At 71.6% G+C, this 22,165-nt stretch carries 14 protein-coding genes; 7 read left to right on the top strand and 7 right to left on the bottom strand.

What is annotated here, in order from left to right:
• The first annotated feature begins 11 nt into the window (after positions 1 to 11).
• Positions 12 to 1,058: an ABC transporter ATP-binding protein gene (locus tag IF78_RS0108160; RefSeq protein ID WP_031480104.1), complete on the top strand. Its 1,047-nt coding sequence runs from the start codon at positions 12 to 14 to the stop codon at positions 1,056 to 1,058.
• Here IF78_RS0108160 and IF78_RS0108155 read toward each other — a convergent pair.
• Positions 1,055 to 1,918, bottom strand: a complete 864-nt coding sequence (locus tag IF78_RS0108155; RefSeq protein ID WP_031480102.1) for an alpha/beta fold hydrolase — start codon at positions 1,916 to 1,918, stop codon at positions 1,055 to 1,057. The genes IF78_RS0108160 and IF78_RS0108155 overlap by 4 nt on opposite strands.
• A 211-nt stretch (positions 1,919 to 2,129) precedes the next feature.
• On the opposite strand from IF78_RS0108155, the gene paaK reads away from it, so the two are divergent.
• A complete protein-coding gene (paaK, locus tag IF78_RS0108150) occupies positions 2,130 to 3,440 on the top strand; it encodes a phenylacetate--CoA ligase PaaK (RefSeq protein ID WP_031480100.1) in 1,311 nt (436 codons plus the stop codon).
• On the opposite strand, the gene IF78_RS0108145 is transcribed toward paaK, so the two are convergent.
• Positions 3,437 to 4,936 carry an acyl-CoA synthetase gene (locus IF78_RS0108145; RefSeq protein ID WP_031480098.1) on the bottom strand — a complete coding sequence of 500 codons (1,500 nt, stop codon included), beginning with the start codon at positions 4,934 to 4,936 and terminating at the stop codon, positions 3,437 to 3,439. The two genes, paaK and IF78_RS0108145, sit on opposite strands and share 4 nt — an antisense overlap.
• A 120-nt stretch (positions 4,937 to 5,056) precedes the next feature.
• Here IF78_RS0108145 and IF78_RS0108140 point away from each other — a divergent pair, with 120 nt between their 5' ends.
• The 4 genes from IF78_RS0108140 (at position 5,057) to IF78_RS0108125 (ending at position 13,267) form a co-directional block, all read left to right on the top strand.
• Positions 5,057 to 7,468 (top strand): penicillin acylase family protein, encoded by a 2,412-nt coding sequence (locus IF78_RS0108140; protein WP_031480096.1) that lies wholly within the window; start codon positions 5,057 to 5,059, stop codon positions 7,466 to 7,468.
• A 207-nt stretch (positions 7,469 to 7,675) separates the two neighbouring features.
• Positions 7,676 to 9,112, top strand: a complete 1,437-nt coding sequence (locus IF78_RS0108135; RefSeq protein ID WP_078662350.1) for a cytochrome P450 — start codon at positions 7,676 to 7,678, stop codon at positions 9,110 to 9,112.
• Positions 9,069 to 10,103 (top strand): (-)-alpha-amorphene synthase, encoded by a 1,035-nt coding sequence (locus tag IF78_RS0108130; protein ID WP_234439788.1) that lies wholly within the window; start codon positions 9,069 to 9,071, stop codon positions 10,101 to 10,103. Before IF78_RS0108135 ends, IF78_RS0108130 begins: the two co-directional genes overlap by 44 nt.
• 254 nt (positions 10,104 to 10,357) lie before the next feature.
• Complete coding sequence (locus IF78_RS0108125; RefSeq protein ID WP_037639898.1) at positions 10,358 to 13,267, top strand: helix-turn-helix transcriptional regulator; 2,910 nt, start codon at positions 10,358 to 10,360, stop codon at positions 13,265 to 13,267.
• A 45-nt stretch (positions 13,268 to 13,312) separates the two neighbouring features.
• Here IF78_RS0108125 and IF78_RS0108120 read toward each other — a convergent pair whose 3' ends face one another.
• Together IF78_RS0108120 and IF78_RS0108115 are read right to left on the bottom strand one after the other, a co-directional pair.
• Entirely contained in the window at positions 13,313 to 14,872 is a 1,560-nt protein-coding gene (locus IF78_RS0108120; protein ID WP_031480087.1) for an acyl-CoA synthetase, read from the bottom strand.
• Positions 14,869 to 15,993 (bottom strand): NAD(P)H-dependent flavin oxidoreductase, encoded by a 1,125-nt coding sequence (locus IF78_RS0108115; RefSeq protein ID WP_031480085.1) that lies wholly within the window; start codon positions 15,991 to 15,993, stop codon positions 14,869 to 14,871. Before IF78_RS0108115 ends, IF78_RS0108120 begins: the two co-directional genes overlap by 4 nt.
• A gap of 126 nt (positions 15,994 to 16,119) precedes the next feature.
• Here IF78_RS0108115 and IF78_RS0108110 point away from each other — a divergent pair, with 126 nt between their 5' ends.
• Positions 16,120 to 17,889 (top strand): serine hydrolase domain-containing protein, encoded by a 1,770-nt coding sequence (locus tag IF78_RS0108110; protein ID WP_031480083.1) that lies wholly within the window; start codon positions 16,120 to 16,122, stop codon positions 17,887 to 17,889.
• 127 nt (positions 17,890 to 18,016) lie between these two features.
• On the opposite strand, the gene IF78_RS0108105 is transcribed toward IF78_RS0108110, so the two are convergent.
• From IF78_RS0108105 to IF78_RS0108095, 3 genes are all read right to left on the bottom strand, one after another.
• Positions 18,017 to 18,208 carry a DUF2795 domain-containing protein gene (locus tag IF78_RS0108105; RefSeq protein ID WP_031480081.1) on the bottom strand — a complete coding sequence of 64 codons (192 nt, stop codon included), beginning with the start codon at positions 18,206 to 18,208 and terminating at the stop codon, positions 18,017 to 18,019.
• A 70-nt stretch (positions 18,209 to 18,278) separates the two neighbouring features.
• Positions 18,279 to 19,856, bottom strand: a complete 1,578-nt coding sequence (locus IF78_RS0108100; RefSeq protein WP_031480079.1) for a phytoene desaturase family protein — start codon at positions 19,854 to 19,856, stop codon at positions 18,279 to 18,281.
• 54 nt (positions 19,857 to 19,910) lie between these two features.
• Positions 19,911 to 22,151, bottom strand: a complete 2,241-nt coding sequence (locus IF78_RS0108095) for a serine/threonine-protein kinase (RefSeq protein ID WP_031480077.1) — start codon at positions 22,149 to 22,151, stop codon at positions 19,911 to 19,913.
• Positions 22,152 to 22,165 lie beyond the last annotated feature (14 nt).

Below are 22,165 nucleotides of genomic sequence, written 5' to 3'. Positions count from 1 at the left end.
AGGCACCTCCCATGACGAACGATCTCCACATCGAGCACCTGGCCAAGTCCTACGGCCCCGAGGCCCCCGTGCTGCGCGGGCTGGACCTCGACGTGCCGGGTGGCGCCCTGGCCGCCGTGCTCGGGCCCTCCGGCTGCGGCAAGACGACGTTGCTGCGCATCGTCGCCGGATTCCTGCACGCCGACGCCGGCTCGGTGACCGTCGGCGGCCGGACCCTGACCGGGCCCGGTGTCCAGTTGCCGCCGGAGCGGCGGCGCATCGGCATCGTGCCGCAGGAGGGCGCCCTCTTCCCGCATCTGAGCGTGGCCCGCAACGTGGCGTTCGGGTTGACCGCCCTGGACCGGGGCGAGCGCCGCCGCCGTACGGAGGAGATGCTGGAGCTGGTCGGGCTCGCGGGATACGGCGACCGGATGCCGCACGAGCTGTCCGGCGGCCAGCAGCAGCGCATCGCCCTGGCCAGGGCGCTGGCCCCGCGGCCCCAACTGGTGCTGCTGGACGAGCCGTTCAACGCCCTCGACAGCGCACTGCGCGCAGGGGTGCGGGCCGATGTGCGCGCCGCCCTGCGCACGACCGGAGCCACGGCGGTGCTGGTCACCCACGACCAGCAGGAGGCCCTGTCGACCGCCGACCTGGTCGCGGTCGTACGGCAGGGCAGGGTCGCCCAGTGCGACACCCCGCAGGGCCTCTACCGGCGCCCCGCCGACCCCTGGGTCGCCGGATTCGTCGGCGACGCGGTCCTGCTCCCCGGCACGGTCGACCGTGCGGGCCGGACGGCCACGACGGCCCTGGGCACCGTGGCCCTCGCCTCCCCGTCCGAGGGCTCCGGGTCGGGCACGGTGCTACTGCGGCCGGAACAGCTGCGGCTGACCGAGGCGGAGTCGGGCGGTGCGCGGGGCACGGTCACCGATGTGTGCTTCTACGGCCACGACGCCAAGGTGACCGTGGCCGTCGAGGGGGTCGACGCCCCGGTCGACGTCCGTGTCGCGGGCCCGGTGTCGGTGCGGCCCGGGGAGGAGACGGGCATCGGCCTCACCGGCGAGGCCACACTCCACCGTTAGTGGCCGGGGGCACTCCCCCACGCCCGTCCGTCCAGGAACGCGACGACACGCCGTACGAACCACTCCGCGTCGTCCAGCCACGGATAGTGCCCGGCGCCCGGCTGCACGGCGCACTCGGCGTTAGGGAAGACGTCGGCGGTGCGGCCGGCGAGTGCGGGGCAGGGGCCTCCGTCGAGTTCGCCCGCGAGGACCAGGGCCGGGGCGGTGAGCCGGGCGAGCGCGGAGCGGGTCGTGGGCGGGTCGTAGGCGCCGTCGGAGCCGTAGATGTCCGCGGCCTCGTCGTTGTACTCGTCGTCGCCGCGCACGTCGTGCTCCTTGGCCGCGTCGTCCCAGCGCCCGTAGAAGAAGGGCGCGAACCCCGGGTCGAAATCGCCCGTCCCCGCCAGCCAGGCCTCGTAGGCGGGGAACGCCTCCGCGAACCACGGCTCGCCCTCCCGCAGCCGGGCCGCGGCAAGCCGTTCCTCGGCGGTGGCGGGCATCCCCAGCGCCCACGGCGTCGCGGTCACTAGGGCCAGCCGCGACACCTGCTGCGGATACCGGGCGGCGTAGAGCATGGCGAGGCTCCCGCCCGCCGAGTGGGCGAGCACATCCATATGGGCCCGCCCCATATGGGCCCGCAACATCTCCACGTCGTCCACCAGGTGGTCGCAGCGGTACGTCGCCGGGTCCGCCGGTGCGGCCGAGTCCCCGGTGCCCCGCAGATCGAGCAACACCAGCTGCCGGTGGGCGGCGAGTCCGCCGAGGTCCCCCAGGTAGGCGGAGGCCCTCATAGGTCCGCCGGGCAGGACGACGAGGGGTTCGCCCTCACCTCGCAGGTGGTAGGCGATCTCGGTTCCGTCGGAGGCGGTGAAGAACGGCATGGCGCGCATCCTGCTCGCCCAGGCGCGCTCACCGCAACGGAGTTGTGGCCCGGGGCAGGCCACTCTCGATCGCGCTGCGCGGCTGTGCCACTCGCAGAAATCCCGGGCCGCCCTCTTGCCTGATCGATCACCGCCTGGATTACTGATCCAGAAGGCTCGGACCGAATGATCGGTCGCCCGGATTGACGCGGTTGGCGAGGGAGAACTCCCCATGGCGGATGCGACGGAGCTGCTGGACTCGGGGGAACGGCTCGACCCGGAGACGCTGCGGGCGCTGCAGCTGGAACGGCTGCGTAAGTCGCTGCGGCACGCGTACGACAACGTGCCGTTCTACCGGCACGCGTTCGACAAGGCCGGAGTGCGGCCCGACGACTGCCGTTCGCTCGCCGATCTGTCCCGTTTCCCGTTCACCACCAAGGCCGACCTGCGCGAGAACTACCCGTACGGGATGTTCGCCGTACCCCAGGACAGAATCCGCCGCATCCACGCCTCCAGCGGCACCACCGGGCGCCCCACCGTCGTCGGCTACACCGACGCCGATCTCTCCCTGTGGTCCGACATGGTGGCCCGGTCGATTCGCGCCGCGGGCGGGCGGCCCGGGGACAAGGTCCATGTGGCGTACGGCTATGGGCTGTTCACCGGTGGGCTCGGCGCACACTACGGGGCCGAACGGCTGGGCTGCACGGTCATTCCGGCGTCCGGCGGGATGACGGCACGTCAGGTCCAGCTGATCCAGGACCTCGAGCCCGAGATCATCATGGTGACGCCTTCGTACATGCTCACCATCCTCGACGAGTTCGAGCGGCAGGGTGTCGATCCGCGCGGTACCTCCCTGCGCGTCGGGATCTTCGGTGCCGAGCCCTGGACCGAGCAGATGCGCCGGGAGATCGAGGAGCGGTTCGCGATCGACGCCGTCGACATATACGGGCTGTCCGAGGTGATCGGGCCGGGTGTCGCGCAGGAGTGCGTGGAGGCCAAGGACGGGCTCCATGTGTGGGAGGACCACTTCTTTCCCGAGATCGTCGACCCGATCAGCGGGGAGGTACTGCCGGACGGCGCTGAGGGCGAACTGGTCTTCACCTCGCTCACCAAGGAGGCGATGCCGGTCGTCCGGTACCGGACGCGGGACCTGACGCGGCTGCTGCCGGGCACGGCGCGGGTGTTCCGGCGGATGGAGAAGGTGACCGGCCGCAGTGACGACATGGTGATCCTCCGCGGGGTGAACCTCTTCCCCACCCAGATCGAGGAGATCGTGCTGCGCACGCCGGGCGTCGCACCCCACTTCCAGCTGCGGCTCACCCGGGAGGGCCGGCTCGACGCCCTCACCGTGCGGGCGGAGGCTCGCCCCGACGCTTCGCCCGAGACCCGGGACGCCGCCGCGCGGGCCATCACGGCGGCCGTCAAGGACGGCATCGGAGTGTCGGTCGCCGTGGAGATCGTCGAACCGGAGTCGCTGGAGCGTTCCGTGGGCAAGATCCGGCGGATCGTGGACCTGCGGCCGAGCCAGGGCCGCAGGCCCTAATCGGCGGCAAGACGGTCCCGCAGCTCCCGCTTGAGGATCTTGCCGCTGGCGTTGCGCGGCAGTTCGTCCACGAACACCACCCGCTTCGGCGCCTTGAAGTGGGCGAGCTTTTCGCGCGCGTGGTCGATCAGCTCGGCCTCGGTCACCTCGCCGCGCGGCACGACGACCGCCGTGACGGCCTCGATCCACCGCTCGTCGGGCAGGGCGATCACGGCGGCCTCGGCGACGCCCTCGTGTGTGTACAGGGCGTCCTCGACCTCGCGTGAAGCGATCAGCACGCCACCGGAGTTGATGACGTCCTTGACCCTGTCGACGATCGTGAAGTAGCCGTGCGCGTCCCGCACCGCGAGGTCACCGGAGCGGAACCAGCCGTCCCGGAAGGCCTCGGCGGTCTCCTCCGGCTTGTCCCAGTAGCCCTCGCACAATTGCGGGGAGCGGTAGACGATCTCCCCGGGGGTGCCGTCGGGCACGTCCTCGCCGTCCTCGTCCACCACACGGGCGTCGACGAAGAGGACGGTACGGCCGCAGGAGTCCAGCCGGCCCTTGTGCTCGTCCGGGGCCAAAACCATGGCCAGCGGGCCGATCTCGCTCTGCCCGAAGCAGTTGTAGAAGGCCAGCTTCGGCCAGCGCTCCCGTAGCCGTTCCAGCACCGGCACCGGCATGATCGAGGCGCCGTAGTAGGCCTTGCGCAGTCCGTCGAGGTCACGGGTCGCGAAGTCGGGGCGGCCCGCGAGGCCGATCCACACCGTGGGCGGGGCGAACAGGCTGTCCACGCCGCCGGTTTCGATGAGGTCGAAGAGCCGGTCGCCGTCGGGGGCGTCGATGATCGTGTTCGTGGCGCCGACCGCGAGATACGGCAGCAGGAACACATGCATCTGCGCCGAGTGGTACAGCGGCAGTGCGTGGACGGGACGGTCGCCGGCGCTCAGGTCCAGGGCGGTGATCGCGCTCAGGTACTCGTGCACCAGGGCGCGGTGGGTCATCATCGCGCCCTTGGGCAGCGCCGTCGTACCCGAGGTGTAGAGCAGTTGCACCAGTTCCTCGCCGCGCGGCTCCGGGCCGTCGTGGGCGGGCGCCGTCGCCTGACGCGCCAGCAGCGAGTCGTCGGCGTCGCGCAGGGGCAGCGTACGGACGCCGTCCGGCAGCCGGGCAGCCAGGTCCGGGTCGGTGAGTACCAGTGAACTGCCGGACTGGCCGACGAGATACCCGAGGTCGTCGCCGGTCAGGTTCTGGTTCACCGGGACGTGGACGAGGCCCGCGCGGGCGCAGGCGAGGAAGGCGATCAGATAGGCGTCCGAGTTGTGGCCGTAGGCGCCGACCCGGTCGCCGGGGGCGAGGCCCTGGTCGAGCAGGACGCTCGCCGTGCGCGACACGGCCTCGTCGAGTTCCTCGTACGTCCAGGAGCGGTCGCGGTAGTCGACCGCGACGCGCGCGGGGGTGCGCCGGGCGCTGCGTCGCAGCACCCCGTCAACCGTGCTGCCGTTTCCAGGCGTCATGACACATGATCCTCGGCGCGCCGCACGGACAGGTCAAGCACGACGCGCAACACCGTGCCGGGGACACATACCCGTTGGTACGCTCAACGGCTCCGTCCCTCAACGACGTTGGGAGGCACGATGCGCACCCGCTTAAGACGGCTCGTCGTCGCGGCCGTCGTCCTGCTCACCGCCACGTCCGGGCTGCCCGCCGCCGCGGCCGATCGGCACGACCCGCGAGACCGGCACGAACAGCTCTCGCACGGCGGCCTGTCCGCCGTCGTCCGCTACACCGAGTACGGCATTCCGCACATCGTGGCCAAGGACTACAAGTCCCTTGGCTTCGGCACCGGTTGGGCGCAGACCGCCGACCAGGTGTGCACGCTCGCCGACGGTTTCGTGACCGTACGCGGCGAGCGTTCACGTGTCTTCGGTCCGGACGCGGCCACCGACTTCTCCCTCTCCTCCGCCACCAGCAACCTCGGCAGCGACCTGTACTTCCGTGGCGTACGGCAGGCGCGCACCGTGGAGAAGCTCCTCGCGCAGCCGGCACCGCGCGGCCCGAGCCGTCAGGTCAAGGACCTCATGACGGGCTTCGCGGCCGGGTACAACGCCTGGCTGAAGCAGAACCGGATCACCGACCCCGCGTGCCGGGGAGCCGCATGGGTCCGGCCGGTCACCGCACTCGACGTGGCCGCGCGCTTCTACGCGATCGCCGTGCTGGGCGGCCAGGGTGGCGCCGTGGACGACATCACGTCCGCCCAGCCGCCCACCGGATCCGCCGCGACCGGTGCGGACGCCGAGGCCCTGGTACGGGCCGTGCGGGAGCGGACCGCGGACGCGGGCATGGGGTCCAACGCGGTGGCCTTCCGCGGTGACACCACGGCGAACGGCCGGGGTCTGCTGCTGGGCAATCCGCACTACCCGTGGCACGGCGGACGCCGGTTCTGGCAGGCGCAGCAGACGATTCCCGGCGAGCTGAACGTCGCCGGCGCCTCGCTGCTCGGCTCGCCGACGATCTCCATCGGTTACAACGCCCATGTGGCGTGGAGCCACACGGTGTCGACCGGCGTCCCGTTCAATCTGCACCGGCTGACGCTGGATCCCGCCGACCCCACCGTGTATGTGGTGGACGGCGAGCGGCACCGGATGACCGAACGGACCGTCACCGTCGCGGTGAAGGACGGCGCACCGGTGACCCGCACGCAGTGGTGGACCCGCTACGGCCCGGTCGTCGCCTCCGCCGACGGCGAGCTCCCGCTGCCCTGGACCACCACGACGGCGTACGCGCTGGGCGACCCCAACGCCGCCAACATGCGCTTCGCCGACACCTCGCTCGGCTTCGGCAAGGCGCGCGGCACGGCGGATGTCCTCGCGTCCCTGGCCCGGCACCAGGGGCTCCCGTGGGTGAACACGATCGCCGCGGACTCCTCGGGGCACTCTCTCTACACCCAGTCGCAGGTGCTGCCCCGGATCACCGACGACCTCGCGAGCCGGTGCTCCACGGACCTGGGCAGGACCACCTATCCGGCCGCGGGTCTGGCGGTCCTCGACGGCTCCCGTGGCGACTGCGCGCTCGGCAGCGACGCCGACGCCGTCCAGTCCGGGATCTTCGGGCCCGCGCGCATGCCGACGCTGAAGGACGCGCCGTACGCGGAGAACTCCAACGACAGCGCGTGGCTGGCCAACGCCGACCGGCCGCTCACCGGGTACGAGCGGGTCTTCGGCAACGTCGGCACGCAGCGCTCGATGCGTACCCGTGGTGCGATCGAGGACGTGGCCGCGATGGCGGAGCGGGGCGGCCTGAGCATCAGGGACCTTCAGCGGCAGCAGTTCGCGAACCGGGTGCCCGCGGGTGACCTCGCCGCGGCCGACGTGGCGAGGGCGTGTGCCGCCCTGCCGGGCGGGACGGCAACCGGCAGTCACGGCAAGGCCGTTGACGTCACCGAGGCCTGCTCGGTGCTCGCGGACTGGGACCGCACGGCGGACACCGGGGGCCGGGGCGCCCTGCTCTTCGACCGGTTCTGGCGGAAGCTGGCGGCGAAGGTGCCGGCCGCCCAGCGGTGGAAGGTGCCGTTCTCGGCGGCGGACCCGGTGCGCACCCCGCACACCCTCAACACCGGGGCCCCCGGCTTCGCCACGGCCCTCGCGGACGCGGTCGCCGAACTCCGGGGCGCGGGCATCGCGCTCGGCTCCCGCCTCGGTGAGCACCAGTTCGTCGTACGGAACGGGCAGCGCATCCCCGTTCCGGGCGGTACCGAGTCGCTCGGCGTGTGGAACAAGATCGAGCCGGTGTGGAATCCGGCGGGCGGCGGCTACACGGAGGTGACGACCGGCTCCAGCTACATCCAGGCCGTGGGCTGGGACGGCAGCCGGTGCCCCGTGGCCCGTACGCTGCTGACGTACTCGCAGTCCTCGAATCCCGGCTCGTCTCATTACGGCGACCAGACGCGGCTGTTCTCCGGGGAGAAGTGGGTGACGTCCCGCTTCTGCGAGAAGGACATCCTGTCCTCGCCCGCGCTGAGGGCGTTCCGGGTGAGCGAGAGAAATTGATGCCAAGTGGTCCCGCGGTGGCCCGCGGGACCACTTCCCAGAACGCCTCGAATGCACCCTTCTGCTTCTTTGTGCTTCAGTGCGCCCCTGTGCAGAAAGGATCCGCGACAACAAACACCGGATCGGACTGGGCAGGACATTACCCAGGGGCCAAGTCAATGTAGCCCCCATCGATTTGCTGGCGTCGAATGAGGCAGGGGGTTTTCGATGAGCCGCACCACGCCTGAACGAGAACACGCTTGGCGGGTGGGTACTGCGCCGGGCATATTCCCATTCATCGGCCACGGTATCGCCTTGTACCGCCACCCGCTGGATTTTCTGAATTCGTTACCCGCCCATGGGGACCTGGTCGAGATACGACTGGGTCCCCAGCGCGCCTGGATGGTGTGCCATCCGGAACTGGTCCATCAGGTGCTCATGGACGCGCGCACCTTCGACAAGGGCGGTCCCCTCTACGACAGGCTGCGGCCACTGCTCGGCGACGGGGTCGGCACCTGCCCGCATCAGGCCCACCGGCGGCAGCGCAGGCTGCTGCAGCCCGACTTCCGTACGGCCCGCGTCGCCGACCACACGGCGCTGATGGGCGAGGAAGTGGAGGCGGTGTGCCGTGGGTGGCGGTCCGGCCGGCAGGTCGACGTCAGCGCGGCCATGCTGGCGCTGACGACGCGGGTGATCAGCCGTGTCCTGTTCTCCGACTCGCTCGACACCGCGACGGCCGCCGAGATGCGCCGCTGCCTCGCCACCATCGTCCGCGGCCTCTTCGTCCGGACGGTGGTGCCGGTCGACGCCCTGTTCCGTGTGCCCACGCCCGCGAACCGTCGCTACCGGCGTGCTGTCGAGCGTTTGCACGCGATCGTCGACGCGGCCATCGCCGAGCGCCGTCGGGACGCCCGAGGCGGCGAGCGGAACGACCTGCTGGGGACTCTGCTGGCGGCCACGCAGGACGCCGACGGAGCGGCGATCAGTGAACAGGAGGTCCACGACCAGCTCATCACGCTGTTGTTCGCCGGAGCCGAGACCACCGCCCTGTGCCTCGCCTCCGCCCTCGACCTGCTGGCGCGGCATCCGGAGGAGGAGCGCCGGCTGCACGCCGAGGTCGACGCCGTGCTCGCCGGAGGCCGGCCGCCCGGTCGCGACGAGCTGGCACGCCTGGTCCGCACCCGGTACGTCCTCACCGAGACACTGCGCCACCGCCCGCCGGGCTGGCTCTTCACCCGCGTCACCACCAAGGAGACGGATCTGGCCGGCCACCGTCTCGAGCCGGGCGCGACCGTTCTGTACAGCCCGTACCTCCTGCACCATGACCCGGCCTCGTTCCCCGATCCCGACCGCTTCCTCCCCGACCGCTGGCTGCCGGGGGAGGCCGTCGGCGTCCCGAACGGAGCGATGATTCCGTTCGCCGCGGGCAGCCGTAAATGCATCGGCGACTCTTTCGCCATGGCGGAGGCCACCATGGCCCTCGCGTTCGTCACCCGGAACTGGCGCCTGCGTCACTCGCCCGGACATGTCGAACGACTGCGTCCCGCGGTCACGTTGGGGCCGAGGTCGTTGGTGATGGTCTGCGAACCGCGAGAACAACGGCCGACAGCGCCCTGTGTCCATGACTCCCGAAGGGCAGGTGACCACGGTGTCGACGACGCATGAGGAATTCACGCTCGCCACGCGGAGCGGAATTCCGGCCTCCAATCTGTCAGAACTCATCGACGCCCACCTGCATATGCCCTTCGCGTTCCAGAGCAATCGCCACGCAACCGAAGCGGGGGCGGGCGTCGACGCGTGGTTACGCTCGTTCGGGCTGACCGACGACGTGGGGGTGGCGGCGATGATCGCCTTCACTCGGCCGGCGGAACTCGCGTCCTACAACAGCCCGACGACGGAGTTGGACCTCCTGCAGATCGTGGCCAATCAAATCGCCTATCAATTCGTCTTCGACGACCGGGCGGAGGAGCTCGGCCGGCAGTCGCCGGACCGACTGCTGCCCATGCTGTGCGAGAGCATCGCGATCCTGCGCGACGACGCCCCGCCCACCACTGCCCTGGGGGCGGCGCTGGCCGACCTCCACCGGCAGGTCCGGGAGCGGTGCACCCCTGCACAGGCCGCGCGCTGGGCATGGAAGAGCCGCGAATACGTACACGGCCTGCTCTACGAGGCGGTGGCCCAGGCCCAGCCCCTTCCTCCGCGCATGGGCCTGAGCACCGCGATACGTTCGCTCACCGCCGGCGTCGAGCCCTTTTACCCGTTGGCCGAAGCGGCGCAACCGTGCGAGCTGTCTCCCGAGGAGCTCCATCACCCCGTCGTGCAACGTCTGAGCCGATTGTCGGCCGACGCGGCCGTGTGGATACCCGACCTCTTCTCCGCGGTGAAGGAGCAGCGAGCGGGCGGAATGATCAATCTGGCCCTGGCTCACCAGCGCGCCCACGGGTGCTCCCTTCCGGCGGCCGTCACGCTGGCCATCCGGCAGATCAACGGCACGATCCGGGAGTTCGAGCGCCTCTACGCAGAAATCGAACCGGAGTTGAGCCCTGCCGGAATCGGCTACGTGGAAGGCATGACCGGCTGGATCCGCGGGTGCTACTACTGGTCCCGCGGCGTGCCGCGCTATGCGGACGCGGCGCTGACTCCCGCCCTCGTGTGAGCCGCCGTGTGCCCGCCGGGGCCGTTCGGCGGGCGCACGGTTCCACGGAACGGCCACTGCCGGTCGTCTCGACGCCCGCTCACCGAGAGGGCCTCATTCGACCCTCACTACCCGAAGAGCGGACAAGAGAACCACTTCGGCGCGAGGTTCATCCTTCTCTGTCAATCTCGTGCCCGAACACCTCAACCGGGCGCCCACCAGGGGCGTACGCTCTGCGCTGTCCTCCGAGGAAACGACAGGAAGCGGTAGGGCACATGGCGCATGGGTCGTGGCAACCGAACACCGAGCCCCGCCCATTGCTGGAACGGCAACGCCAACTCCACGCGCTCGACTCCGCGTTCTCGGACCTCCGCGACGCCGCCGACGGCATGCAGCGGTCGCGGCCCAGCGAGCTGCTCGCCTTCACAGGGCCGGCCGGGCTGGGCAAGACGGCGCTCCTGTCAAAGGCACGCGCACGCGCAACGGCCCACGGGTTCACGGTGCTCTCGGCGCGCGGTGGCGAGAAGGAACAGGAGCTGGCGTTCCGGCTGGTGCGCCAGCTCGTCCAGCCCGCCCTGGCCACGATGGACGAAGCCGAACGCCGTACGTTCCTGGGCAGTTGGTACGACATCGTCGCCGTGGCACTCGGCCTGGAGGCGACGGACACCGCCCCCGCACCGGATCCGGCCGGGGTGCGCGACGGCCTCGACTGGGTCATGACGCGCCTGGCCACGATGAAGGCGCCCCTCGTCCTGCTCCTGGACGACCTGCACTGGGCCGATCTCGAGTCCCTCGGCTGGCTCGCCTCCTTCACCCCGCGGGCCGCCGATCTCCCGCTCCTGCTCGTCCTCGCCTACCGGCCCGACGAACTGCCCTCCGAGGCAGCCGCCTTCCGCACGGTCGTCGAACGCCACGGGAACCGCCCCCACCCGCTGGCGCGGCTCAGCGCCGCCGGTGTGGCGCAGATCGTCAGGGACGAGCTGGGAGACGGAGCCGAGGACGGGTTCTGCGACGAGTGCTGGTCGGTCACCGGCGGGAGACCGTTCGAGGCCGTCGAACTCGCCATCAGGCTCGCCGACCGGAACCTGAAGGGCGCACAGGACGAGTTGCCCGAGATGCGGGACCTGGCCGCGGCGGTCAAGGGCCCCGGCCTGATCGAGAGCCTTCGCGGGCTCGGCACGACCACCCTCCGGTTCGCCCATGCCGCGGCCGTGCTGGGTCCACCGGTGTCACCGGAGCTCGCCGCCGCCCTCGCGGTGATCGGCAGCGAGGACGCCGCGGAGGCGACCGAGAAGCTGCGCGCCGCGCGGATCCTGTCCTACGGCCAGGCGCCCGGGGGCGGCCTCGAGTTCGTGCACCCGCTGATCGCCACGACGATCTACCGGTCCATCCCCTCGGGCCTGCGGGTCGGTCTGCACGACAGGGCCGCGGAGGCCGTCCGGGCGGCGGGGCTGGGTCCGACGGCCGCCGCCCGGCATCTGCTGGAGGTTCCCTGCGAGGGCAGGCCGGAGGTGGTCGCATGCCTGCGTGAGGCCGCCCGTGAGTCCCTTCGCGCCGGGGCTCCGGAGGCCGCCCGGCGCGTGCTGGCCCGGGCCCTGCAGGAACCGCCGCTTCCGGAGGACCGGGCCGCCCTTCTCCACGAGCTCGCGTGCTCGACCTTCCTGATCGACCCCACGGCCACGGTCAGCCATCTCCAGGAGGCACTGGCCGAACCCCACCTGGATCCCGACCTGCGGGCCTCCATCGTCTACCGGCTGACCCAGGCGCTGGCCCACACCGACCGGCTGGCCGAGGCGGCGACTGTGTCCGCCGACGAGGCACGGCTCGCCGCCCATCCGCGCGTCCGACTGCGCCTGCAGGCCGATCATTTCGTCTGGAGCGCCTTCCGCGCCGATGAGCCCGACTCGTTCGCCCGCTCGCGCAGGCTGGCGCAGCTGGCCGAGCGGCTCACCGGCCGGGGTCTGGAGGAGCGGTACATCCTCGGTTTGCGGGCGTGGGACGCCATGGTGCGCGGTGAGCCCCGGCAGACCGTCCTCGCCTGTGCGGAGGACTCCCTGCGGGGCGGACTGAGCTGGACGGACGAGAACCGGGGCTTCGAGGTGCCCGTCTCGGTCGCCCTGGTGTTCATGTACTGCGACCAGCCTCGGCGGGCCGAGGAACTGTTCACCAAAGGCATGGCCGAGTGCGAGCGCATGGGCTGGCGCGGCTCCCACCTCGCGCAGGGGCAGACCCTCTTCGGGTACATCCGCTACCGCCGCGGCTGCCTCCCCGAGGCGGAGGATTTCGTACGGGCCGGGCTGGACACCGCCAACCGTGTCGCGGGAGCGGTACCCGCCCAGTGGTTCGCCATCGGCATCCTCATCCAGATCCTGCTCGCCCGCGGCCGCACCGCCGAGGCGCGTCGCCTCGCCGACGCCTACCGCTACGGCGAGGTCGTCCCCAACGCGGTCATCTACCCCGACCCCCGTACGGTGTACGCCGAACTGCTCCTGGCCGAGGGGCGGCACTCCGAAGCGGCAGAACTGCTGTCCGCCGTCGGGGACTGGCTGGACGCACGTGGCTGGCACAACCCGGCCTGGTGCCCCTGGCAGTCGCACCTGGCGTCCGCCCTCGCCCCCACCGCACCCGGACGCGCGCTCTCCCTCGCCCGCGACGCCGTCAAGCGCGCCCGGGCCTTCGGCGCCGCCTCCACGATCGGCCAGGCGCTGCACGTCGAGGCCGAGGTGACCGGCGGACCGGCGGCGCTCAAGCTGCACGCGGAGGCCGTGGAGCACCTGGAGCAGTCCCCCGCCTCCTACGAACTCGCCCGCGCGCTGATCGGCCACGGCGCCGCCCTGTCCCGCGACGGGCACCTTCAGGAGGCCGCCGATCGCCTCTACCAGGGCCTGGAATGCGCCGTCCACTGCGGTGCGCAGGCGCTCGCCACCCGCGCGAGGGAGGAGCTCTCGGCGGCCGGGCTGCGCCCGCTGCCGTTGCGGTACGCGCAGGCCGACACGCTGACCGCCCGGGAGCGCCGTACGGCGGAACTGGCCCTCCAGGGACACCCGGTGCCGGTGATCGCGAAGGAACTGTGCCTCACCGAGCAGGGCGTGCGGCAGTTGCTGTCCTGTGTCTACCGCAAGGTCGGCACGGATGCCGCCGGTCTCGCCAGGGCCTGGGAGACGTTCTCCCGCACTCGCCCCTGACACCGCCGGCCAAGCCGCCGACGTGTCCCGCGTGCCGGGCCTCGGTCACACAGGTCGCGTCCGGCCCTCCCAGTACGGGTCCCGCAACCGCCGCTTGTACAGCTTGCCGTTGGGGTCGCGCGGCATCTCGGCGATGAAGTCGACGCTCTTGGGCCGCTTGTAGCCGGCGAGCCGGTCGGCGCAGTGGTCGAGGATCGCGGCGGCCAGGGCGGGGCCGGGCTCGTGCCCGGGGGCCGGTTCGACGACGGCCTTGACCTCCTCGCCCCAGTCGTCGTGCGGGATACCGAAGGCGGCCGCGTCGGCGACGGCGGGATGGGCGAGGAGTGCGGACTCGATCTCGGCCGGGTAGATGTTGACGCCGCCGGAGATGATCATGTCGATCTTGCGGTCGCGGAGGAAGAGGTAGCCGTCCTCGTCGAGGCAACCCAGGTCGCCGACGGTGAAGAAGTCGCCGATGCGGTTCTTCCGCGTCTTGGACTCGTCCTTGTGGTAGGCGAAGCCGCCGGTGTTCATCTTCAGGTAAACGGTGCCGAGTTCGCCGGGCGGGAGCCGGTTGCCGTCGTCGTCGAAGATCGCGAGTTCGCTGATGGGCCACGCCTTGCCGACCGTCCCCGGTTTCTTCAGCCAGTCCTCGGCGGTGGCGAAGGCGCCGCCGCCCTCGCTGGCCGCGTAGTACTCCTCCACGCACGGGCCCCACCAGTCGAGCATCGCCCGCTTCACATGGTCGGGGCAGGGGGCGGCGCCGTGGATGGCGTGCCGCATGGAGGAGACGTCGTAGCGGGCGCGCACCTCCTCGGGCAGGGCGAGGAGGCGGTGGAACTGGGTCGGGACCATGTGCGTGTGGGTGCACTTCTCCCGGTCGATCAGGCGGAGCATCTCCTCGGGCGTCCACTTGTCCATCAGGACCAGGCGGTGACCTATGTGCAGCGACGCGCCCGCGAACTGGAGCACGGCGGTGTGGTAGAGCGGCGAGCAGACGAGGTGCACGTTGTCGTCGAACGGGCGGATGCCGAAGATGCCGAGAAAGCCGCCCAGGTACGCCTCCTCGGGGAGCTTGCCGGGCAGCGGGCGCCGGATGCCGCGCGGTCGGCCGGTGGTGCCCGAGGTGTAGTTCATGACCCAGCCGAGGGTGCGGTCGTCGGGCGCCGACTCCGGTTGGCCGTCGAGGAGTTCGGCGTACGGCCTGAAGCCCTCGACCCGGCCGATCGCGTACCGGTGGGTGACGGGCAGGCCCGCCTCGTCCGCGGCGCTGCGCACGGCGGCCGCGAAGCGTTCGTGGGCGAGGAGCACCTTGGCACCGGAGTCCGCGACGATCCAGGCGATCTCCGGGCCGACGAAGTGGTGGTTGACCGGGACCAGGTAGAAGCCCGCCTGGCTGGCGGCCAGGTACGCGGCGAAGAACTCCGCGCTGTTGGGCAGGACGACCGCGAAGGCGTCGCCGCGCTCCATGCCCGCCGCGCGCAGACCGTGGACGAGGCGGTTGGCGGCGGCGTGCAGACGGCCGGCGGTCCACTCCTCGCCGTCGGGGGCGACGAGGACCGTGCGGTGCGGGTCGGCCGCGGCCTGCGCCCAGAAGCCTGCCGGGGGTGTGCTGGTGCTCGTCACTCGCCGCTCCTTCCGGCTATGCGGTTGATGCGATCGACGGCTCGCTCGAAGCCGCGGGTGAGGTCGTCGAAGACGGCCTGGACACTGCGTTCGCTGTTCATCCGGCCGACGATCTGACCGACGGGCGTGCCGAGCAGCGGCTCGACCTCGTACTTCTGGATACGCGAGACGGCCTCGGCGACCAGCAGGCCCTGCAGGGGCATGGGCAGGGTGCCGGGTCCCTGGGCGTCGTCCCAGGCGTCGGTCCACTCGGTGCGCAGCTGGCGTGCGGGCTTTCCGGTCAGGGCGCGCGAGCGCACCGTGTCGCCGGAGCCGGCTGCGAGCAGTTTGCGGGTCAGGGCGGGTGAGTGGAGGTCGGCCTCTGTGGTGGTCAGCCATATGGAGCCCAGCCACACGCCTTGGGCACCGAGGGTGAGTGCGGCAGCCACCTGTTGGCCGCTGCCGATGCCCCCGGCCGCCAGTACGGGCAGCGGATCGACGGCCTCCACGACCTCCGGCGTGAGCACCATGGAGGCGATCTCACCGGTGTGGCCGCCCGCCTCGTAGCCCTGGGCGACCACGATGTCGATGCCGCGCTCCTTGTGCTTGACGGCGTGCCGGGCGCTTCCCGCGAGCGCGGCGACCAGGACGCCCTGGTCATGGGCGCGTTCCACCACGTCCGCGGGGGGTGAGCCCAGGGCGTTGGCGAGCAGCTTGATCGGGTAGTCGAAGGCGACGTCGAGCTGGGTGCGGGCGACCTGCTCCATCCACCCGGTGATGCGCCAGCCGGACGCCTCCCCCTCGGCCAGTTCGGGCACGCCGTACTTGGCGAGGGTGTCCCTGACGAACTGCCGGTGCCCCTCCGGGATCATCGCCTCGACGTCGGCCTCGGTCAGTGTTTGATCTTTCGGCGCTTCCACCTTCTTCGCGGGCATCACGACATCGAGGCCATAGGGTCTGCCGTCGACATGGGTCTCGACCCAGTCGAGGTCGCGTTTGAGGTCGTCGGGGGCCGTGTAGCGGACCGCGCCGAGCACTCCGAAGCCGCCGGCCCGGCTGATGGCCGCGGCGACGGCGGGGAACGGCGTGAAGCCGAAGATGGCGTGCTCGACTCCCAGTTTCTTGCTCAGCTCCGTCTCCATGGGCGCAGGATGCCGGAGTCCTCCAGAGGACGGAAGGGGTTTTCTGATGCACCGTCAGTTTTCTGCTCGCCTCAGGAAAGCACACGCCTCATTGACACGCTCGGCACCCGCCAGGAGGGTTTCACGATGACCGATGAAGTGGCCCCCAGACTTACCCGCCGTCAGCTGGGCGGCTTGGCTTTGAGCGGTGCCCTGGCCCTCGCGCCCTTACCCGTCGCCCCGGCCGCAGCCGCCGCCCCCGCCTCCGCGCATCCCACTCTCCGCCACGGCTCCCCCGAACGGGCCGGCCTCCTCCCCGCCCACCTTCGCCAACTGGTCACCGACGCCGAGGCGTTCCTCGGCCCCTCCCCCAAGCACCCCTGGTACGCGGGCGCCGTCCTGCTCGCCGGGCGTGGCGGCACCGTGGCCCTGCACCAGCCGATCGGGATGGCGGTGCGCTACGGGGCGTACGACGAGAAGACCGACACCGGCGTCGAGTTACCCGCTGACCAGCAGATCCCCATGGCCGAGGACACCGTCTTCGATCTGGCCTCGGTGTCCAAGCTGTTCACGTCGATCCTGGCCGTGCAGCAGATCGAGCGGGGTGCGCTCGGACTGGAGGCGACCGTCGCCTCCTACCTGCCGGACTTCGGCAGAGCCGGCAAGCAGGAAATGACCATCCGTCAACTCCTCACCCACACCTCCGGGTTCCGCGCCTGGATCCCGCTGTACAACGCGCCTACGTACGAGGACAAGCTCCAGCTCATCTGGAACGAGGCACCGCTGAACCCACCGGGAACGAGGTACCTCTACTCGGACCTGAACCTGATATCCCTCCAACTGGTCCTGGAGAAGATCACCGGCCGGCCGCTCGACACCCTCCTGCGCGACGAGATCACCGGCCCGCTCGGCATGCATCGCACCCGCTACAACCCGCCCGCCGCCTGGAAACCGAGGATCGCGGCGACCGAGGACGCCCGCAAGCCCTGGTCCGGTCTGGACCGTGGGCTCGTCTGGGGTGAGGTGCACGACGAGAACGCCTTCAGCCTCGGCGGGGTCGCGGGCCACGCGGGCGTGTTCTCGACCGCCTGGGACCTGGCGGTCCTCGGCCGGACGCTGCTCAACGGCGGCCACTACGGCAGGTCCCGCATCCTGGAGCCGGAGTCGGTGGAGTTGATGTTCACCGACTTCAACACAGCGTTCCCCGGCGACGAGCACGGCCTCGGATTCGAGCTCTACCAGCACTGGTACATGGGCGCGATGGCCACCCCGCGCACCGCGGGGCACACCGGGTTCACCGGCACCTCGCTGGTCCTCGACCCGACGACCGAATCCTTCCTCGTCGTACTCGGCAACTCCGTGCATCCGGTGCGCAGTTGGCGCTCCGGTTCGGCGCCCAGGGTGGCCGCCGCCAACAACATGGCGCGGGCCGTCCCGGTACGGCCGCGGCACGGTCGTACCGCATGGTTCTCCGCAATGGCGACCGCAACGACCGCGACCCTCGCGCTCCCGCCGCTCGACACGTCCTCGGGCGACGCCCAACTGTGTTGTGCCTTGTGGTGGGACACCGAGCCGACTGCGGACACCCTCACCCTGGAGGCGACCACCGACGGGGGCGCCGCCTGGCAGCCGCTCCCCTTCACGACGACACGGCACGGCGAACGGCCGCGGGACCACGTGGACGGCACGGTCACCGGCTGGTCGGGGCGGGTCTGGCACCGGCTCGCGGCGCAACTCCCCGCGAGCCGGCAGTTGGTGATCCGCTGGCGGTACGCGACCGACCGGCTCTACGTGGGCCGTGGCGCGTACGTCGACGGCCTGCGCGTCGAGGCGCCCGATGGCGGCCTCTTCGACGAGGCACGGCCGGCGGACGCGGCGCGGATCACGGCGAGCGGCTGGAGCGCCTCGGCGAACTGACGCCTCATGTGGAGCGGGGTGGGGCGGTGCGCGCGCGACCAAAGAGGCTTTCGCTCGGAAACCGGGCCGGTCCGCCACGCCCGGAGGAGATCATCCAGGTGGCCGCCCGGCCCGGATCCGTGGCGCGCTACTCGTTGAAGACGGCCTTCTGGACGTCGTTCGGACCGTCGAAGCGGTCACGCTTCATGCCGTCCAGTCGGCTGACGATCTTCTCGTCGGCATGGTTCTTGCGGGCACGCTCCACCAGGTGCTGCCGGTCGGTCGGGTAGTCGGCACCGCGGAGGGCTTTCTGCAGGTCAGTGGGGCTGAGATCGGCCATGATGGCCTCCCCGTGACTAGTACGAATGGTCCGTTATGCGGAGTACCCCTCCTCGCCGCGGGCATGTGCGTCAGGCCTCGGCCGCCTCCAGGACTGCCATCGCCGCGTTGTGCCCGGGCACCCCGCTCACCCCTCCCCCGCGCACGGCACCCGCCCCGCACAGCAGCACATTCGCGTGCCGTGTCTCCACGCCCCAGCGGCCGGTGTCCTCCTGGGCGTACGGCCAGGCCAGCTCGCGGTGGAAGATGTTGCCGCCGGGGAGGCGGAGGTCGCGCTCCAGGTCCAGTGGAGTCTTGGCCTCGACACAGGGGCGTCCGTCGGCGTCGGTCGCCAGGCAGTCGGCGAGCGGCTCGGCGAGGTGGGCGTCCAGCTGGGCGAGCGTCGACTTCAGCAGTTCCTCGCGCACGGCGTCGTTGTCGCGTTCGAAGAGCCGGGCCGGGGTGTGCAGGCCGAAGAGGGTGAGGGTCTGGTAGCCCTGTGCGACGAGGTCGGGTCCGAGGATCGTCGGGTCCGTCAGTGAGTGGCAGTAGATCTCGGACGGCGGCGCGGCGGGGAGGTCCCCTGCGGCGGCCTGCGCGTGGGCGGTGGCCAGCTGCTCGTAGCCCTCGGCGATGTGGAAAGTGCCGGCGAACGCCTCGCGCGGGTCGACGGAGCTGTCGCGCAGCCGGGGCAGGCGCTTGAGCAGCATGTTCACCTTGAGCTGGGCACCCTCGGCGGGGGCCGGGGGCGTGTCGCCGGTGAGGGCGGCCAGGGCCTGCGGCGAGGCGTTGACCAGCACGTGCCGGGCGGCGGCGACACCCTCGCCGTCCGCCGTCCGATAGGTGATCTCCGCCGTACGGCCGTCCGTGTCGATCCGTTCCACCTCGTGGCCGGTGGCGATGACCGCGCCCGCGTCTCGGGCCGCCGTGGCCAGGGCGTCGGTGAGGGCGCCCATGCCGCCGACGGGAACGTCCCAGTCGCCGGTGCCGCCGCCGATCACGTGGTAGAGGAAACAGCGGTTCTGCTTCAGGGACGGGTCGTGGGCGTCGGCGAAGGTCCCGATGAGCGCGTCCGTCAGGACCACGCCCCGCACGAGGTCGTCCGCGAACCGGTCCTCGACGGCGACGCCGATCGGCTCCTCGAAGAGGGTCCGCCAGGCCTCCTCGTCGTCCACCCGGCGGCGCAGCTCCTCGCGGCTCGGGAGGGGCTCGGTGAGCGTCGGGAACACCCGCTTGGCGACCTCGCCGGTCATCCCGTAGAAGCGCCGCCAGGCCGCGTACTCGCGCTCCCCTCCCGTGAGCCGCGCGAACGCCTCCCGGGTGCGCCGCTCGCCGCCGCCCACGAGCAGTCCGGTGGGCCGTCCGTCGCGTTCCACGGGGGTATACGAGGAGACGTCGCGGGTGCGGACGCGGAAGTCGAGGCCGAGATCCCGCACGATCTTCTTCGGCAGCAGGCTGACCAGGTACGAGTAGCGCGACAGTCGCGCGTCGACCCCGGCGAACGGCCGGGTGGACACGGCGGCGCCCCCGGTGTGGTCCAGCCGCTCCAGCACCAGCACGGAACGGCCGGCCCGGGCCAGGTAGGCGGCGGCGACCAGCCCGTTGTGGCCTCCGCCGACGATGACGGCGTCGTACGTACGGTGTCCCGGGTGTCCCTCGTGTGCAGGCATGGTTCTTCGTAACACGTGATGATCTAGGTCGGCCAGACGTGCGGCCGTCCGGAGTCACCCGCCCCCTGAGACCCGCTGCTGCCGCAGCACCGCCACCCTCCGGTACAGCTCGACCGCCTCCGCGCCCCGCCCGAGCTGCTGAAGGCAGTGGGCCTCGTCGTTGCGGCTGGCGAGGGTGTCGGGGTGGTCGGCGCCGAGTACGCGCTCGCGGGCGTCGGCCACCGCGCGGTATTCGCTGAGCGCGTCCGGCCAGCGGCCCAGCCAGCCGAGGCTCACGGCGACCTCACGCCTGCTGACCAGGGTGTCCGGGTGGTCCGCGCCGAGGACACGCTCACGGATCGCGCACACGTCGCGGGACTCGGCGAGCGCCTCCTCCCAGCGGCCGAGGCGGCCCAGGTTGACGCCGAGGCCGTGACGGGCGCGCAGGGTCTCGGGGTGGGCGGGGCCGTGGACGCGGGTGCGGTCGTCGATCAGGTCGCGGTAGAGCCGGAGCGCCTCCGCGCTGCGGCCGAGGCGGCCGAGGCTGATGCCGACCTCGTAGCGGGCGGCGAGGCTGTCGGGATGGTCGGGGCCGAGCGCCTGGGCACGGGCCTCGGCGACCTCGCGGTAGGTCTGCAGGGCTTCCGCCCAGCGGCCCAACTGGCCCAGCGCGTAGGCGACTTCGTAGCGGGTGACCAGGGTGTCGGGGTGCTGCGGGCCGAGGACGCGGGCGCGGGCGGCGGCGACCTCGGCGGCCATACGGTAGGAGTCCTCCAGGCGGCCGAGCCTGCTGAGGTTGAAGGCTAGGTTGTGGCGGCAGCGCAGGGTGTCGGGGTGGTCGGCGCCCATGCTGCGCTCGCGGGCGGTCAGCACCGAGGTGTAGACCTGGTGCGCGTCGAAGTGGCGGCCCAACTGGCCGAGCACATACGCCATTTCCTGCCGGGCGGCCAGCGTGTCGGGGTGGTCCGGGCCGAGGGCGAGGCTGCGGGCGCGGGCGACGTGCTTGTACTCGCGCAGCGCGTCGGCGGCGCGGCCGGTGCGGCTGAGGGTGAAGGCGAGCTCGTAGCGGCTGGCGAGAGTGTCGGGGTGTTCGGGGCCGAGGAGGTGCTCGCGCTCCGCGGCGACGGCCCGGTGCACCTCGCCCGCCTCGGTCCAGCGGCCCAGCCGGCCGAGGCTCAGCCCGGCGTTGTGCCGTGCGCCCAGCGCGGTGAGCGTCGCCGCGGACGGGGCGGCCGGTTCTTCGGGTACGGCCGTCTCGTCGGGCCGGCCGGTGGCCGGGCGGGGGATCCACTCGCCGGTGAGGCCGGCCGCGGCGTCGGGGGGCGTGGTGCGCAGTCCGGCGCCGGTTGCCTTGTGGCCGGTGGTCATGCCCCGGGTCCAGGACGGCAGCCGGGGCTCGCGGGCCGCGGGCTCCGGGGGCCTGAGGACGGGCTGCGGGGTCACCACGGTCGGCACGTACGCCGGTGTCGTACGGCCCAGGCCGATCCGGCGGCCCAGCTCCCGTCCGTCGTGCGGGCGTTCCTCGGGGCGCTTGGCCAGCAGGTCGAGGATGATCCGCTCGAAGTACTCGGGCAGCTCGGCACGGTGGCTGCGCGGCGGCCGGGGCGGGGTGTCCCGGTGGCCGACGAGGATGGCCCAGGGGTCGTCGAGGTCGAACGGCGGCACCCCGGTGGTGATCTCGTACAGCACGCAGCCCAGCGAGTACAGGTCGCTGCGCTGGTCCACCTCCTCCCCGCCGATCTGCTCCGGCGACATGTAGTGGGGGGTGCCCATGGCGATGCCGGTGCCGGTCAGCCGGGAGGTGAAGCCGATGTCGTGGGCGAGGCGCGCGATGCCGAAGTCGCAGATCTTCACCGTGCCGTCGGGGAGCCGCATGATGTTCGCGGGCTTCAGGTCGCGGTGCACGATGCCCTGCTGGTGGGTGTAGGCGAGGGCGGCGGCGACCTGGTCGGCGATGTCGACGACGTCCGGGACGGGCAGTGGGTGCTGCTTGTTGTCCTCCAGGAGCTGGCTGAGGTTGCGGCCCTGGAGCAGCTCCATGACCAGGAACAGGATGCCGTCGGACTCGCCGAAGTCGTGGACGACGGTCACCCCGCGGTGCTGGAGCGCCGCGGCCACCCGGGCCTCGCGGCGAAACCTCTCCCGCAGGACACGGGTGAAGGAGTGGTCGTGGTGGGGCCCCAGCGGCTTGAGGCACTTCACGGCGACATGCCGGCCCAGCGACTCGTCGCGCGCCCGCCACACCTCGCCCATACCGCCGCGCCCGATCAGTTCGAGCAGCCGGTACCGGCCCTGGATCAGCCTGCTGTCCCCCATCTCCCGCGATCGCC

Source organism: Streptomyces bicolor (assembly GCF_000719285.1).
GTDB lineage: Bacteria > Actinomycetota > Actinomycetes > Streptomycetales > Streptomycetaceae > Streptomyces > Streptomyces bicolor.
This window is presented reverse-complemented; position numbering and strand designations above follow the sequence as displayed.